Consider the following 15,173-nt stretch of genomic DNA (forward strand, 5'->3'; position numbering starts at 1 on the left):
CTGCGGGCGCCGGTGGTCCCTGTTTTGATCACTTGATTGCATAGCAGCCCACGGCGACGACGTATCCATTAACCCGCTGCAGAAAAGTCCTCTTGTATTCATTCTGCCCCGTCATAGGGTTACGCCATTGATAAGTGATCTCCCCTGCTTCATGCGTGTTCATCTGCTTGAGTATGTCCTCGCCAATCGGCTTGCCGTCGGTAGAGCGCAATGACTTGAAGTCGGTGCCGATCAGCCGGGGCGAAAAGCCGTGAGCGATGAACCGCCTGGTTTTCAGGTCCACCACAAAGGCATAGAGATCATCCTGGGTGAGCTGCTTATCGTGCTGATTAATGCGCCCGACAGTGGCTTTTGCGTCGCTGGCAACTTGCGCCGAAATCTGGCGCAGCAGCTGTTGTGCCTGTTCAGGGCTGGACCGTGGCATGTAGTAACCCACGGAGATCACCCGATCTTTCACACGTTGATAGAACACGCGCTTACGCTCGACCTTACCGTGTTGCCAGTTCCACCAGCGGTATTCGGCGCTACGCACGATGCCGTCGTCTGGCTGCGAAATCGCTTGCTGGAATGCAGCCTTGAGGTCGTCGTCCAGAACGCTGACCACCGGTTTTCCGACCAGTGAAACCGAAGGCCCTCCGCTGGCAAGCATCACGCCGGAGGTATCGACAACGTAGATGTACAGCTCTCCATCGACATAGGCTCCCTGGCGACTGAACTCAGCCAGGGCGGTGTCGCCCTTGGCTTTGTATTCGGCGACAGCTTTTAACAGCAAGGCGTTGGCACGCTGGGTGTCGGCACCATAGGCATCCACTGGCGCTTGTTGAGCCATGCCGACAAGAGAGACAAGGCACAGGCCAAGAACAGTGAACGCTCGATAGAGGCTCATGGGTGTTGTTCCTCTGGTGATCTTTTTGATGGCCGAAGGTCCACCGTCAGATTGTCAATGAGCCGCGTTTTGCCGATGCGCGCCGCCACAAGAATCACAAAGTGAGTATCGGAGCTGGTCAGAGGTTTTAAATCCTGAGCATTCCTGACTTCAAAGTATTCCGGCTGAAAACCGGCGTCGCTTATACGTTGATGACATTCAATCAACAGGTGCTCAGTCACCCGCCCCTCAACCTGGATACTCGCCTCCATTTGCTTCAAACAAGCGTAAAGGACGGGGGCCACCGAACGCTCATGGTCACTCAGATAGCCGTTGCGCGACGATAATGCCAAGCCGTCCGCGGCCCGGATCGTCGGTGCACCGACAACGTCAGTCACCATATTCAGATCCCTGACCATGGAGCGGACGACTGCCAGCTGCTGATAGTCCTTTTCCCCGAAAACAGCCACGTCTGGCTGAACAATGTTCAGCAGCTTGACGACGACAGTGGCCATGCCATCAAAGTGACCAGGACGTGCCGCAGCGCAAAGACCTTCAGACACGTTCGGCACACTGACGATGGCCTGATTGAGCATTCCATCTGGATAGATCTGTTCGACAGCAGGGGCAAACAGCGCATCACACCCGGCGTTGACCAGTCTTTCGCGATCGGCGTCGGGGGTCCGAGGATAGTTGGCCAGATCCTCATTCGCCCCGAACTGGAGTGGATTGACGAAGATGCTGGCGACCACAAAATCGGCTCGCTGCTTTGCGCAATGAATCAGGGCGATATGACCGTCATGCAGGTTGCCCATTGTCGGCACCAGCGCGACTTTCTTGTTTTCACCTCGTGCACGGGCCACGAGCGCACGAAGCGCGCTAACCGTATCGACTGTCAGCACCGCTTCACGCCTCTTGGACCAATTGAGCTTCGATTGCTTCAAGCAAACGAGGATCATCAGCCGCGATGTCTGGAGCGAAACGGGCAACGACCGTGCCCTGCCGATCAATCAGAAACTTTTCGAAATTCCAGAGTACGTCCGTTGTGTTGTCTGACTTGATGCCATAACCCGTCAAGCGCTCTCGGAAAGGACCTTCACCCGTGGACTCGGGCTGTGCAGCAGTCAGCTCGGCGTAGAGAGGATGCTGGTCCGCGCCGACAACCGAGATTTTCGAGAACAACGGAAAGTGAATGTCATAGTTCACTGAACAGAACTCAACGATTTCCACATCGCTACCCGGTTCTTGCTCCTTGAAGTTGTTGGCGGGGAAACCCAGTATTTCCAGGCCTTGGGATTTTTTGTCTTGGTACAGTTTTTCCAAGCCCTCGTATTGCGGGGTCAGCCCGCATTTTGAAGCGACATTGACCACCAACAGGACCTTGCCCCGATAGTCGCCAAGGGTGCGGACGCTTCCATCGATCTGCTTCAGCGAAATGTCGTAAAGGGAATTACTCATCTGTTTGCCTCATGCAAATGTGCTTCAAAGGGTACGGCCGATAATTTCTTTCATGATTTCAGAGGTGCCGCCATAGATGCGCGCGACCCGGGCGTCAACCCAGGCGCGGCTGATCTTGTATTCGCTCATGAAGCCGTAGCCGCCATGTAATTGCAGAAACTCATCAAGCAGCTTGCCTTGCATCTCCGAGCCCAGCAGCTTGGCCATTGCCGCGATTTCCGGCGTCAGTTCACCGCGCATCACTTTGGCCAGACAGTCGTCGACGAACACCCGCAGCATGGTGGCCTGGGCCTTGGCTTCAGCGAGTTTGAAGCGGGTGTTCTGGAAGTCGAGCACCGGTTTTCCGAAGACCTTGCGCTCCCGGGTGTAGCCGATGGTTTCTTCCAGCAGCGTGTCGATGGATTGCGCGGCACGGATCGCGATGATCAGGCGTTCCCAGGCCAATTGATGAGTCAGGTATTTGAATCCCATGCCCTCCTCACCCAATCGATTGCCGACGGGCACCCGGACTTCATCAAAAAACAATTCGGCAGTGTCTTGCCCTTTCAGGCCAATCTTTTCCAGCAGACGCCCCTTGGCGAAGCCGGCTCGGTCTTCCTCAACGCAGATCAGTGTGAGTTCCTTGGCCGCCGGATCAATCTTGGTGGCGGTGACCACCAGTCCGGCATTGCCGCCGTTGGTGATAAAGGTCTTCTGGCCGTTGACGATGTAGTCATCACCGTCACGCCGCGCCGAAGTGCGCATGGCACGCAGGTCGCTGCCGATACCCGGCTCGCTCATGGCGATGACGCCGATCAACTCACCACTGACCATACGTGGCAGCCATTGCTGCTTCTGCTCTTCGCTGCCATAGGCAACGATGTAAGGCGTGACGATTTCCGAGTGGGTGGTGAAACCCACGGCGGTAGCGTTGGCCCGCGCCAGCTCTTCGATCATCACCGCCGAGTGACCGAAGTCGCCTCCGGGGCCACCGTATTCTTCAGGCACCGTGGAGCATAACAAGCCGTTCTCACCGGCCTTGAGCCAGACTTCCTTGGGAACGATGCCGTTTTTTTCCCACTCATGCAGGTAGGGCACGATTTCGCGGTCGACGAAACGGCGGGCCTGATCACGGAACATGTTGTGGTCTTCTCGAAATACGCCACGCATTTTGCTTACTCCAGATCGATTCTTGTATTAGGCGATGGGTAATCAGCGGTCCTGGTAATTGGGATCGCGCTTGTCGACAAAAGCCGCCACCGCTTCATGATGGTCTTCGGTGTGATGCGCCAACGCCTGATACGCCGCCGACAATTCCAGCAGCGAATCGAGGCGCATATGTTGGCCTTCGCGCAGCAGACGCTTGCACAGGCGTAACGCATGACCCGGGTTGCTGGCGATTCGGCGCGCGAGCGCCTGCGCTTCCGATTGCAGCGTTTCGTGGGTGCAGACTTGCTCGACAAGCCCCCATTCAAGCGCCTTGGCTGCATCGATAGCGTCACCGGTAAACGCCATCAGACTGGCTTTAGGGATACCAATGATGCGCGGCAACAGCCAGGCGCCGCCGTCACCCGGAACGATGCCCAGACGCACGAAACTCTCGGCAAAGATCGCCTTGGGCGCCGCCAGCCGGATATCGCACATACAGGCAAGATCGAGGCCCGCACCGATCGCCGGGCCGTTAACCGCGGCGATCACCGGGATATCCAGCTCATAAATCGCCAGGGGAATACGCTGAATGCCGTCCCGGTAGGTATTGCGCAGTTCATACGGCGAGCCGGCGAAAATGCCGCCGCGCTCGTGCATGTCCTTGACGTTGCCACCGGCACAGAAAGCGCTGCCATTGCCGGTAAGCACCATTACCCGTACCGACATGTCACGGCGCAGTTCAGCGCAGAGATCGACAAACTCCTGGATCTGCTCGCGCGTCGTCAGGGCATTGCGCGTGTCGGGATGGTTCATGCGCACGGTGACGATGCCGCCCTCACGCTCAATCTGTAGAAACGGGCTCATACCGGATTACTCGCGAGACGGGTTAAGGGTTGTTGGCCATGGCTGGTGAGCAAGGGCCAGTATCCATCGCTGCCGCCTTGGCATATCTGAGTACCCAGGCGTTGACTCCAAAGGCTGGCCGAGCCGAATTCACTGCGCCACGCCCACAACCGACGGGTGAGCAGATGCAGCGGATATTCCTCGGTAAAGCCAATGGCGCCATGCACTGAATGGGCGATGCTTGCGCCGACGCTTGCGGCTTCTGCGGTGCTGATTTTTGCCGCGGCAATGGTCAGCGCCGCGAGCCCCGCACTGGATTCCGTGAAGGCCGCCTCGGCCGCGATGCCGGCGGCGGCAGCCTGCTCAGCGAACACTGCAAGCTGTTGTTGAATGGCCTGGAAAGAACCAATTGCCTTGCCGAACTGCTTGCGTTCACCGGCATAGTTGGCGGTCATGTCCAGTAGGGCGTGCAAAGCCCCGGCGGTCTGCGCCGCGCGCAGCATCGCGCCGCCCAGTTCCAGGACGTTGGCGTCGAGCCCGCCGGGCAACGGTGCTTGTGCCAGTACCTGGGCACTGGTGAAACCCAAATCATCGCGCGGTTCGCCTGCCACATTCAGACTCAACGTCAGTTCACTCGCCGCGATTCGCGACAGCAGCACCACATGCGCCACGCCGGTTGGGCTATTGGCGATGGCGACGACCGCTTCAACGTTGCGCCCCCAAGGGACCGAGTAGACGGTGCCGTAAACGCGCTCGCCCTCAAGTACCAGATCGGCGTTGGCGGCCACGCTGATGGCACCTGCCCTGCCCTCCAGGCCAGCCCTGCTCAGCAGCCAATTGCCGAGCAGGGCTTCACCCAAAGGTGCAGGTACTGAAAAGCGCCCAGCGGCACGGATCAGCACATACATATCGGCCCAACTGGCCTCAGCGCCGCCCAGCGCTTCGGTGACACCCGCCAGGGTGAAGCCCGACTCGTCCAGCGCAGCCCATAACTCGGCCGGCCATTCGCCGCCTTCACAGCTCATCACATAAGCCGGCGTCGCCAGATCGGCAAACAGGCGTTCAATCGTCGCTTCGAATATCTCGCGCATTATCGCAACCCCAGGCCGCGGGCAATGATGCCGCGCAGAATTTCGCGAGTGCCCCCGCGCAGTGAGAATGAGGGCGCCATCTGTGTCAGGTAGGCCAGCACGCGTGCGTGCTCGCTGCCGCCGTCCTGCCGTGGCTCGGTTTCCAGCAACAGCTGGGCTACTTCGGGAATTTCCTGCTCAAAAGCATTGCCAAGGTCTTTCACACAGGAGGCCGCCCAGGCTGGATGTTCACCCGCTGCCAACTGTGCCGTGACCGACAACGACATATTGCGCAGCGTCAGCAGCTTGGCTGACAGTCGCCCGATCTCCCGCGCTTGTAGTGCGTCAGGGGACTTGCCCACCGCGTCGATCAGTGTTTTCAACAACGCCATACAACTGAGGAAGCGTTCAGGGCCGCTGCGTTCGAAGGCCAGTTCGGCGGTCACCTGGTCCCATCCCTTCCCTTCAGTGCCGATCAAAGCGTCGGCGGGTAGCCTTACATTGTCGAAGAACACTTCGTTGAAGTGCTCGCCACCGGCCAGGTCGCGAATCGGGCGAATGGTGATGCCGGGCAGGCTCAGGTCGACGATGAATTGCGACATGCCCTCATGCCGGGCCGCTTGTTTCTCACCGGTACGCACCAGGGCAATCATGTACTGCGAATGGTGCGCGTTGGTGGTCCAGACCTTCTGGCCATTGACGAGCCAGCTATCGCCATCACGCACAGCAGTGCTTTTGATCGAAGCCAGGTCCGAGCCGGAATTGGGCTCGCTCATGCCAATGCAGAAGTAACTTTCACCCCGGCAAATGGCTGGAAGAAAGTGCTGTTTTTGTTGCTCGGTACCGAAGCGATTGATCAGCGGCCCACTTTGCCGGTCGGCGATCCAGTGAGCCGATACCGGCGCACCGGCGGCCAGCAATTCTTCAATGATCACGTAGCGTGCAAAAGGACCCGCCTCGCCACCGCCGTAGGCTTTGGGCAAGGCCATGCCCACCCAGCCCCGCGCGCCGAGCTTCTTGCTGAATTCAGCGTCGAAGCCCATCCAGGACTGTGCACTCAAGGTCGGTGGGTAATCGGCCAGTGTGTCGAGAATGAACGCCCGCACTTCGGTGCGAAGCGCTTCCGCCTCGGGAGGAATATTACTGTAGGAAAATTGACTGATGGCCATATGCGCTCTCTAACGCTGAACACAGGCGCAATCGCTTCGAACGAAGCGACCACAGATCGGCAACCGCTCCACAGTCGCCGTTGGCCGGCGACTGTAGGAACAGCGGCAACTTACAACGCGGTTTGCGCGTCAGCCTCGGCAAACATCGCATTGATGTCGCCGGAGGTGACCGGCTTGTTGTCGTGACGACCATGATCGGCACCACCCAAGCCCAGTGCTGGCTCGGTGCTGACGTGCGTGGCCTGAGCCCGCAGCGCGCCGACCGTGCAGTTTTCCCGACCGTGGATAGCGAACGGATCGAAGGAAAACTCACGCATTGCGTTCAAGTGAGTGACTTTGTCGATCATCTCTTTAGGCAGGTGCTGCAACCCTTCCCAAGCGGTTTCCGGCGAGTTCGGCCAAGTGCAGTCGGAGTGCGGGTAATCGCTTTCCCACGTAACCATCTCGGCGTTCAGATAATCGAGGTTCTTCAGGCCGAAATTATCTTCAATGAAGCAGGTGATGAAGTGCTTGTTGAAGATGTCGCTGGGCATCTTCCCGTCGAAGTTGGAATTGGTCCACGCGTTATGGTGACGGTGGGTGAAGTCAGCACGCTCCAGCAAATAAGGAATCCAGCCGATGCCGCCTTCGGAAAGCGCCATGCGCAGGTCCGGGAATTTCTTCCACATCGGCGCCCAGATCCAGTCTGCGGCGGAGTTGGCGATGGAAATCGGCATGGAGGTGATCCAAGCGTCGATAGGCGACAAATCCGAAGCGTGTTGAGCTTTCACGCCGGTACCGATATGGCAGCAGATCACCACCTTGTTATCGCTGCAGGCTTTCCACAGCGGGTCCCAGTAATCGCTATGGATCGACGGGTAGCCATGAATAGCCGGGTTGTCCGACAGCGAAAGCGCGTGCACACCTTGTCTGGCCAGACGTTCGACTTCGGCAGCCGCGGCTTTCATGTCCCACCACGGCACGATCATCAGCGGAATGAAACGGCCTGGCGCAGCGTTGCACCAATCGTGCAAATGCCAGTCGTTGTAGGCCTGGATGGCCGCCATCGCCACGTCTCGGTCAGCGTGTACCTGGAAACGCTGTCCGGCAAAACCCGGAAAGGTGGGGAAGCACAATGAACCGAGTACGCCGTTGGCGTTCATGTCGTCGACGCGGTCCTTGATGTTCCAGGTGCCACGGCGCATTTGCTCGTAGCCCAGCGGCTCCATGCCGTATTCCTCTTTTGGTCGACCGACCACGGAATTGAGGCCCATGTAGCCAGTGGCCTGTTCCTCGAAGACCCACACATCACGATCACCCTTTTTGACCACATGCGGCTCACGACCCTTGAAGCGGGCGGGCATGTGGCGAGCAAAAGCATTCGGCGGCTCGATCGCGTGGTCATCGACGCTGACAAGAATCAGATCTTCAACTTTCATTGTTTTCCCCTTCGCATTCGGGCTTGTTGTTGTGCCTGAATCATAGTGCACATCTCTATTTAATTAAACACATTTTTTGAATCTGTTCATATTAAATCGAGTGCGCATCTCCATCAGTCCCACAGCACGTGCAAATAGTGCGGACCGCGCAGCTGTGCGCCGACGATCTGCGGCCCGGGTTTGTCAGGGTCGAGACGGATGTTGGGCATCAGGTCGAGGATCGCATTCAGTGCGCAGTTGATCTCGGTTTTGGCCACGAATTGACCGATACACATGTGTGGGCCAAAGCCGAAGCCAAACGAAGGTTTGGGCTTGCGGTCGATGTCGAATTTATCGGCGTTTTCGAATGCATCTTCGTCGCGATTGGCCGAGGTCACGATGCATTGCACCATTGCCCCTTTGGGGATGGCTACACCGCGGATCTCCAGGTCCTTGGCGGCCTGACGCACCTTGAAGGTGGCCACAGGCTCGAAGCGCACCGCCTCGTCGATGGCCTTGTTTACAAGGCTACGGTCATTACGCACCCGCTCCAGCACCTCCGGATTTTGCAGCAGCAACGACATCAAGGTACCGAAGGTGCGAGTCGTGGTTTCGCTGGCAGCCGGGAGCAGTGAGCGTACAAAGGTGGCGATTTCATGATCGTCCAGCGACCGTCCTTGATACTCCGCGTTGATCAGCCGGCTGATCAGGTCATCGCCCGATGCGCCCTCGGCGCGACGCTCGGACACCACCACTTTCACCACATCGTACAGAGCCTGAGCGGCCTGCATGGCCGCGCCGCGGGCCGCGGCGGCTTTTTCCGGATCGACTTGCGGGCCCGCCAGGATGGCCAGCGCCCAGGCCGCGTACTGCTCGATCTGCTCGGGACGATCCTCGGGAAAGCCGATCAACGCGTAAATCACCCGGATCGGAAAATACAGGGCAAAGTCCATCAGATCGGCACCCTTGGCCGGGACCATCGGCTTGAGATACTCCTCGCGAATCACCCGATCGATCTTAGTTTCTTTCCAGCGATTCACCGTCTCGGGCATGAATACCGGTTGCAGCAGATTACGGATGTTCTTGTGAGCATCCCCGTCCATTGCAGTGAGGATCAAGCCATCGAAAAACGCACCCAGCCCCTCGGCGATAAAACCGCTGGTAAAGGTGCCGGCGTCACGCATGACCGCCATGACATCGTCGTATTTGAACAGTGTGAAGGTTGGCCGGCTGGCATCCAGGCCGGCAATCGACGGCACGCCCAGACTTGCCATGAAGTTGCCTTGCAGCACGGGCGAATTGGCGCGCATATCGCGGTAAGTCGCGTGCAGGTCGATATCGCTGGTACCGCGATAATTACTGGCTACGTCGGTGAAAGCCTTCGTCAGATCGTTCTGCACCGGTGTGGACATGATCGTCTCCGCTATTTTTGTCATTATTTTTTGTCAGGTAGCTGCTTAAGGCCATACCTTCTGGCTGATAATAGGCCTGACTAGATCGGTATTGGACACTTATTAATAATTCGATCAACTATTTGTGCTGCGAGACGTGTCAATAGGCCTGCTGCACCAGTGTCATGCGGCCACCCGCCAACATCAGGGCGCAGTACAGCCCCAGCTCTGCCACCTGGGCGTCAGAGAAAAACTCCCCGAGTCGCAAGAAATGCGTGTCGTCGATCTCCAGGTAATCGCTGGCAAACAACTCGGCATAACGCAACGCGGCACGTTCGGCTGGCGTGAAGGACTCGCTGTCCGTCGCCATGCACGCAATATCCTCTTCAGTAACTGAGTCGGACTTGCGCGCCAGTTGGCAGGCCTGGCAAGTGGTGATGCTGGCGATTTTCAGCCGCACCAACTCGCGTAAACGCTCATCGAGCAGGCTGTCGCTGTGCAGGCTCTCCATCAAACCCAGCCAGGCCAGGGCTACCTTGGGTCGGTGAGCCCAGACCTGCACCGGCGTCGTTGAACTGAGCATGCGACTGCGCCGGCCCCGCTCCACCGCGTCTTGCAACGCAGCCGGCATGGCATCCAGTGGGATCAGCGGTAGGCGCGCCATCTCAATCGAGCCGTTCGATAATGGTCGCCGTGCCCATGCCGCCGGCGCAGCAAATGGCTTGCAGGCCAAAACGCCCGCCGCGGCGCTCAAGCTCGTTCAACAAGGTGGTCATCAAGCGTGCACCACTGGCGCCCAATGGATGACCGAGGGCAATAGCGCCACCGTTGACGTTCAACTTGTCGTGCGACACACCGGTCTCCTGCATCCAGGCTAGCGGCACCGAGGCAAACGCTTCATTGACCTCGAACAAGTCGATGTCGTTGATGTTCAGCCCGGCCTGGCTCAACACCTTTTGGGTGGCAGCAATCGGCCCGGTGAGCATTAACGTCGGATCGGACCCGACGGTTGTGAACGCCACAATCCGCGCTCGAGCCCTGAGCCCGAGTTTTTTCGCGGTTTCGGCACTCATCAACAGCAATGCCGCTGCTCCGTCGGAGATCTGTGACGAGTTGCCAGCGGTGATTCGACCGGTGTCCGGACGAAAACTGGTTTTTAGCGTCGACAGTTTTTCCCGCGATGTATCACGGCGAATGGTTTCGTCCTCGCGCAACACAGCAACTGGCTCCGTCAGCACTTGCTCTCGTAGCTCCTCGACCGCAACCGGCACTATTTCATTATCGAAATAACCAGCATCGGACGCCGCGGCAGCACGCTGATGGCTGGCAAAAGCGAAATCATCCAGCGCATCGCGACTGAGCGCCCATTTGTCGGCGATACGTTCAGCAGCCTCGCCCTGACTGGTCAGTTCATAGCGTTGCACTGCCATCCAGCCAAACGCTTCGCCGTGAATTTCACGGTTACTGCCCATGGGCACGCGGCTCATGTTTTCCGCACCACCTGCCACCACGATATCAGCGGATCCAGCCGCGATGGCGCCAACGGCCAAATGCACGGCCACTTCGCCCGACCCACATTTACGGTCGATGGTCAGGCCCGGCACGGTGACCGGCCAACCGGCACCGAGCAAGGCTGTACGGGCGATGTTGGCGGACTGCTCGCCAATTTGCGTGACATTGCCAAATATCACATCGTCGACCAACGTCGGCGACACATCGACCCGTTCCAGCAACCGGCTGAGCACCAGCGACCCGAGGTGATCGGCGCGCACGCCGGCCAGGCTGCCGCGGAACTTGCCGATTGGCGTGCGTACCGCATCAACTATGACGATGTCTTTCATAACGCACTCGCCTTGAGCCCTGAACCTGGTACTTGTTTACCGTCTTCGTAGCGGTAAACCCCCTGCCCTGACTTTCGCCCCAGTCGCCCGGCAGCGACCATTTTGATGATCAGCGGGCACGGCCTGAATTTCTCACCCAGGGTCTGATGCAGATAACGCAGAACAGACAGCCGCGTATCCCAACCAGTCAGGTCACCCAGCTCCAATGGGCCCATCGGATGGTTAAAGCCCAGGCGCAGAGCCGTGTCGATGTCTTCAGCGGTCGCGGTGCCTTCCTGCAGCATCCACATTGCCTCGTTGCCCAACAGCGCAGACATGCGACTGGTGGTCAATCCTGGTGACTCATTGACGATGATCGAGGTTTTGCCAATCTGCTCGCACAAGGTACGCGTGCGCGCCACGACCTCATCACTGGTAGCCAGCCCCCGCACGAGCTCCACCAGTTTCATTTTGTGCACCGGATTGAAGAAGTGCATGCCGATCACGCGATCTGCACACTCCACTGACGCCGCAATTTCGGTCACGCTCAGGGCCGACGTATTGGTCGCTATAATCGCGTCCGGTGCCAGCAGTGGCGCCGCTTGCGCGAGCACCGCCTTCTTCACTGCCAACTGCTCTGAGACTGTTTCAACCAGCCAATTGGCGCCACTCGCCGCTTCAGTCAAGTCGCTGCAGGTCAGTAGATTGGCCAACGATTGCCGGGCTTTTTCTTCGCTGACTTTGCCCAGGCGCACGCCATCGGCGAGGATTTTTTCGATGCTCGCCCTGGCGTTTGTCAGGGAGGCGGCATTGGTATCGACCAACAAGGTACTGAAACCGGAGCTGGCGAACGCATGCGCAATACCGGTGCCCATCAGACCCGCACCGACGACGACTACTTTTTCTTTATTGGCGTTCATGTTTGGCTCTCGATTAGGCGCGGTTCTTTTTACTGACCACATTGCGCAACGTGCCAATGCCTTCGACGCTGGCTTCGACCACATCGCCTTCCTTGAGGAACAGACCGGTGCCCATCCCCACTCCCGCCGGCGATCCCGTGAACAACACATCGCCACAGGCAAAACTCGAGCGCTGCTGGACAAAGCGGATCAGATGATCAACACCCCAGGTCATTTCGCCGGTGGAGCCGTCCTGGCGCGTCTCACCATTTACTTTCAAGGTCAGGCGCAGCGTTGGTGACCCTTGCGCAAATTCATCCTTCGTGACGATCCAGGGACCAAGTCCAGTAGTCCGATCCTGGCTTTTGGCCGCGAACAGATCCATGCCGATGCCCGCCGGCCCACTACGCTGCAGATCGCGCGCGCTGACGTCATTGCCGACGGTGTAACCGAGCACGCAGGCAAGCGGGTTTTCCAGGTCAATCTCGTCAGTACCGATGACCGCCACCAATTCAACTTCGTGATCGAGCTCCTCAGTCAACGGTGGAAAGCGGATCGGGTCATTGGCGCCAATCAGCGCGCCATAAGCCTTGAGAAAGGCGACTGGCTGGGACGGCGCACTCAATCCAAACTCCACCAGATGCTTGGCGTAATTAGCGCCAGCCACGACCACCCGGTTGACGGGTTCTATCGGCGGCAACAGGCGCACTTTGGAAAGGGGGAGCGCTGGCCCGGCGAATCGCAACGAACTGATGCCGCGTCCGGCAGTCACGCCGGGCGCCCAATCTTTGAAATTGCCGGAAATTGGCGTCACCTGGTCCTGGGCCTCATCCACGACAGCCCAAAAAACGCCGGTAGCAAAATACTCACATCGTGCCAGCTTCATCAGGCACCTACCTTGCCCAACTTGGCAGGATCGATGTGCAGCAAGCGGCATGCGTTTTCATAGCGAATCTTGCGCAAGTCGGCGTCGGACAACTTCAGGCCATGGGTCAGGTCGTGACGCACGGCATCGCTACCGCCGAAGTTGCTGCCGTACAGCACATGGTCTGCACCGATGATATCGACCAACGCCTGGCGCATCGGTACTTCATGCAGCTCAACGTCGAAGTAGAAGTTTTTCATGTACTCGAGCAGCGGCTTTTTGTTGTATTTGACGTCGAGGTTCTCGTTGGTCTTGGCCAGACGACCGAGCTGGTACGGGACATAGCCGCCGCCATGGGTGATGTACACCTTAAGGTCAGGGAAGCGATCCAGTACGCCGCCGCAAATCAGGTTCCAGAAACAACGGCTTTCGTCGTACTGCATGCCAACGATGGCGGTGGTTTCGTAACGGTCGTCGTTGGCGTTCTTGCCCCAGGTGACCGACTGGTTGTAGCCGTGAATAAACATCGGCAGATCCAGATCACAGAGGGTTTTCCACACCACGTCGAGTTCCGGCGAATCGAACTCCAGGCCGCCGAAGTTGGCGCCGCCAGCGACCAGACCTTTAGCGCCCAGTACGGTGCAGGCGTAGCGCAATTCAGCCGCCGCCGCTTCTGGCGCATTCAAAGGCACGTGAGCCCAGAACATCAAGCGATCAGGAGCTGCGGAGCAGTATTCAGCCAATGTCTCGTTGACGGTACGGGCGAAAGGCACGGCGAATTCGGCTTCGGTCCAGTACATGTAGCAGTGGGACGGTACGGACACGACCTGCAGGTTTTGTCCCGCCGCATCCATGCCAGCCAAGCGCACTTTCGGATCAGCCCAGCGCGCAAAATACTCTTCAAGCTTGGGCCCCTTGCCGGAGCGCACGGCAGCCTTACGCTCTGGCGACCCAAGACCGAGAATCCAGTCACCGACACGCAGCTTGATATCGCCATCGGCGTGCTGCTCAAAGAACGGCCCCCAGTGAGGGTGCTGGTTGTAATAGCCAGGGTGCGGTGCGTGGGCGTGAAGATCGATAAGCATGTCTAGGTACCTCGAAGTTGGCACTTTTTGTTGGTTATTTGTGCGGTGCCTTCACGTGGCCTGGATCAAATTGCCGCGAAAAGGGGAAGCCGACGGCTCACTGCCAAGACCAGAGCTTAAGATTAAATTGAGCAGAAATCAAAATACTGTTCAATTTATTTTATTTGCGCGCGGAGAGGCCTGACCCAGAGCCCTCAACTCGCGTCGAAAAATGCTTAGAGGGGTCCAAAACTTCGAGTCAGCCTCGAAAAAGAGTGGAATGCAGGAGGGGAAAAATTAGCGTACGGAAACGCAAAGCCCCCGATAAACGGGGGCTTTTGTTTGCGCGATGGGTAGTTCTTTAAGGTCAGCGGCGGGTGCGCGAGGTAGAACCCATGATCAGCGCGCCCAGGAGTTTTTTCACCCGGACCGGGAACAATCGACGCCCCGCGGCTTCTGGCACGAGGATTTCGCTCAACACGTAACGAATGATCATTTCGCAGATCAGCTCACGGTCAAGACGCACCCCGAGGCGTTCGTCCCAGTCGTCGAAAACGATGCCCAGGCCATCCTGAAAGCGCACGATCGAATCGTGGAAAATCCGTCGGAAGAAGCCCAGCGCGTAGTCGGGTGCAACCACCAGAAGACGCCGAGCCCGACTTTGCTCCAGGTAGTTGTCGAGATAGGCAAACAGCGCATTCAAGCGCGCTTCAGGATCACTGATGTGACCGAGTTCCTGGGACAGCGAGCTGTGAAAGCTTTCGCGCTTGTGGCGTGAAAAGGTGTCCAGCAAGTCCTCTTGCGAAGCGAAATAGCGATAAAAGGTGCCACGGGAAACGCCCGCTACCTGGCACACATCCAGGATCGAAATACGATCCGCGCCAGACATCAGCACGACTTCCTCAGTGGCTTTAAGGATGTTGGCAATGGTTTCTTCCGAACGGCGATTCGGCTTGACTTTGGTTCCTGCCACTGAGTTGGCAGCAGCACGTCGCTCGACGGGTTTAGCCGGGCTCGCCCCTGCTTCAGGTGGCGCATTTTTTTTGGGTTTGCTAGCCGGCGCTGGCGCCTCTGCTTTCTTGGGTGCGGCTTTTGGCATGGCGTGACAGGCTCATGAAGAGTAAAGATTGTGCAACGTTAGCACAGGATCTGTGCATAAATAACACTATATGTTCAACTTATTGCTAAAGACATTTAAGACGTT

15 protein-coding genes are annotated in these 15,173 nt (G+C 58.1%); all 15 read right to left on the reverse strand.

Translation table 11 applies throughout. From position 1 onward, the window contains the following. Positions 1-28 precede the first annotated feature (28 nt). The 15 genes from H8F22_RS02650 to H8F22_RS02720 all read right to left on the reverse strand — a co-directional run bounded on the left by H8F22_RS02650 (position 29) and on the right by H8F22_RS02720 (position 15,068). Positions 29-886: a cache domain-containing protein gene (locus H8F22_RS02650; RefSeq protein WP_057005063.1), complete on the reverse strand. Its 858-nt coding sequence runs from the start codon at positions 884-886 to the stop codon at positions 29-31. Continuing rightward, the gene (gene panC, locus H8F22_RS02655; RefSeq protein WP_126588901.1) at positions 883-1,767 is read right to left on the reverse strand and encodes a pantoate--beta-alanine ligase; all 885 of its coding nucleotides are present in this window, start codon (positions 1,765-1,767) and stop codon (positions 883-885) included. Before panC ends, H8F22_RS02650 begins: the two co-directional genes overlap by 4 nt. A gap of 4 nt (positions 1,768-1,771) precedes the next feature. Further along, a complete protein-coding gene (locus tag H8F22_RS02660) occupies positions 1,772-2,323 on the reverse strand; it encodes a glutathione peroxidase (RefSeq protein WP_057005061.1) in 552 nt (183 codons plus the stop codon). 24 nt (positions 2,324-2,347) lie between these two features. Continuing rightward, a complete protein-coding gene (locus H8F22_RS02665) occupies positions 2,348-3,472 on the reverse strand; it encodes an acyl-CoA dehydrogenase family protein (RefSeq protein ID WP_057005060.1) in 1,125 nt (374 codons plus the stop codon). 42 nt (positions 3,473-3,514) lie between these two features. Next, positions 3,515-4,315, reverse strand: a complete 801-nt coding sequence (locus H8F22_RS02670) for a crotonase/enoyl-CoA hydratase family protein (RefSeq protein ID WP_057005059.1) — start codon at positions 4,313-4,315, stop codon at positions 3,515-3,517. Continuing rightward, positions 4,312-5,385: an acyl-CoA dehydrogenase family protein gene (locus tag H8F22_RS02675; RefSeq protein ID WP_057005058.1), complete on the reverse strand. Its 1,074-nt coding sequence runs from the start codon at positions 5,383-5,385 to the stop codon at positions 4,312-4,314. The genes H8F22_RS02670 and H8F22_RS02675 overlap by 4 nt, the downstream gene beginning before the upstream one ends. Continuing rightward, complete coding sequence (locus H8F22_RS02680) at positions 5,385-6,533, reverse strand: acyl-CoA dehydrogenase family protein (protein WP_057005057.1); 1,149 nt, start codon at positions 6,531-6,533, stop codon at positions 5,385-5,387. The genes H8F22_RS02675 and H8F22_RS02680 overlap by 1 nt, the downstream gene beginning before the upstream one ends. 110 nt (positions 6,534-6,643) lie before the next feature. Then, positions 6,644-7,951: an amidohydrolase family protein gene (locus H8F22_RS02685; protein WP_057005056.1), complete on the reverse strand. Its 1,308-nt coding sequence runs from the start codon at positions 7,949-7,951 to the stop codon at positions 6,644-6,646. Positions 7,952-8,064: 113 nt separating this feature from the next. Continuing rightward, the gene (locus H8F22_RS02690) at positions 8,065-9,342 is read right to left on the reverse strand and encodes a cytochrome P450 (RefSeq protein WP_057005055.1); all 1,278 of its coding nucleotides are present in this window, start codon (positions 9,340-9,342) and stop codon (positions 8,065-8,067) included. Between the two features lie 139 nt (positions 9,343-9,481). Beyond that, positions 9,482-9,985, reverse strand: coding sequence for a carboxymuconolactone decarboxylase family protein (locus tag H8F22_RS02695; protein WP_169850674.1), 504 nt, complete (start codon positions 9,983-9,985; stop codon positions 9,482-9,484). Position 9,986: 1 nt separating this feature from the next. Further along, positions 9,987-11,162: a thiolase family protein gene (locus H8F22_RS02700; RefSeq protein ID WP_057005054.1), complete on the reverse strand. Its 1,176-nt coding sequence runs from the start codon at positions 11,160-11,162 to the stop codon at positions 9,987-9,989. Beyond that, on the reverse strand, positions 11,159-12,061 hold the full coding sequence (locus H8F22_RS02705; RefSeq protein ID WP_057005053.1) for a 3-hydroxyacyl-CoA dehydrogenase: 903 nt from the start codon (positions 12,059-12,061) through the stop codon (positions 11,159-11,161). Before H8F22_RS02705 ends, H8F22_RS02700 begins: the two co-directional genes overlap by 4 nt. A gap of 13 nt (positions 12,062-12,074) precedes the next feature. Beyond that, positions 12,075-12,926, reverse strand: a complete 852-nt coding sequence (locus H8F22_RS02710; protein WP_057005052.1) for a fumarylacetoacetate hydrolase family protein — start codon at positions 12,924-12,926, stop codon at positions 12,075-12,077. Beyond that, positions 12,926-13,990 carry an amidohydrolase family protein gene (locus tag H8F22_RS02715; RefSeq protein WP_020300781.1) on the reverse strand — a complete coding sequence of 355 codons (1,065 nt, stop codon included), beginning with the start codon at positions 13,988-13,990 and terminating at the stop codon, positions 12,926-12,928. Before H8F22_RS02715 ends, H8F22_RS02710 begins: the two co-directional genes overlap by 1 nt. A gap of 346 nt (positions 13,991-14,336) precedes the next feature. After that, positions 14,337-15,068 (reverse strand): TetR/AcrR family transcriptional regulator, encoded by a 732-nt coding sequence (locus H8F22_RS02720; RefSeq protein ID WP_057005051.1) that lies wholly within the window; start codon positions 15,066-15,068, stop codon positions 14,337-14,339. Positions 15,069-15,173 lie beyond the last annotated feature (105 nt).

Origin of the sequence: Pseudomonas mucoides (assembly GCF_015461845.1) — a bacterium.
GTDB classification, from domain to species: domain Bacteria; phylum Pseudomonadota; class Gammaproteobacteria; order Pseudomonadales; family Pseudomonadaceae; genus Aquipseudomonas; species Aquipseudomonas mucoides.

Coding starts and splice junctions, on each gene's coding strand:
- H8F22_RS02650 (WP_057005063.1), bottom strand. CDS start 886: ATGAGCCTCTATCGAGCGTTCACTGTTCTTGGCCTGTGCCTTGTCTCT.
- H8F22_RS02660 (WP_057005061.1), bottom strand. CDS start 2,323: ATGAGTAATTCCCTTTACGACATTTCGCTGAAGCAGATCGATGGAAGC.
- H8F22_RS02665 (WP_057005060.1), bottom strand. CDS start 3,472: ATGCGTGGCGTATTTCGAGAAGACCACAACATGTTCCGTGATCAGGCC.
- H8F22_RS02670 (WP_057005059.1), bottom strand. CDS start 4,315: ATGAGCCCGTTTCTACAGATTGAGCGTGAGGGCGGCATCGTCACCGTG.
- H8F22_RS02675 (WP_057005058.1), bottom strand. CDS start 5,385: ATGCGCGAGATATTCGAAGCGACGATTGAACGCCTGTTTGCCGATCTG.
- H8F22_RS02680 (WP_057005057.1), bottom strand. CDS start 6,533: ATGGCCATCAGTCAATTTTCCTACAGTAATATTCCTCCCGAGGCGGAA.
- H8F22_RS02685 (WP_057005056.1), bottom strand. CDS start 7,951: ATGAAAGTTGAAGATCTGATTCTTGTCAGCGTCGATGACCACGCGATC.
- H8F22_RS02690 (WP_057005055.1), bottom strand. CDS start 9,342: ATGTCCACACCGGTGCAGAACGATCTGACGAAGGCTTTCACCGACGTA.
- H8F22_RS02695 (WP_169850674.1), bottom strand. CDS start 9,985: ATGGCGCGCCTACCGCTGATCCCACTGGATGCCATGCCGGCTGCGTTG.
- H8F22_RS02700 (WP_057005054.1), bottom strand. CDS start 11,162: ATGAAAGACATCGTCATAGTTGATGCGGTACGCACGCCAATCGGCAAG.
- H8F22_RS02705 (WP_057005053.1), bottom strand. CDS start 12,061: ATGAACGCCAATAAAGAAAAAGTAGTCGTCGTCGGTGCGGGTCTGATG.
- H8F22_RS02710 (WP_057005052.1), bottom strand. CDS start 12,926: ATGAAGCTGGCACGATGTGAGTATTTTGCTACCGGCGTTTTTTGGGCT.
- H8F22_RS02715 (WP_020300781.1), bottom strand. CDS start 13,990: ATGCTTATCGATCTTCACGCCCACGCACCGCACCCTGGCTATTACAAC.
- H8F22_RS02720 (WP_057005051.1), bottom strand. CDS start 15,068: ATGCCAAAAGCCGCACCCAAGAAAGCAGAGGCGCCAGCGCCGGCTAGC.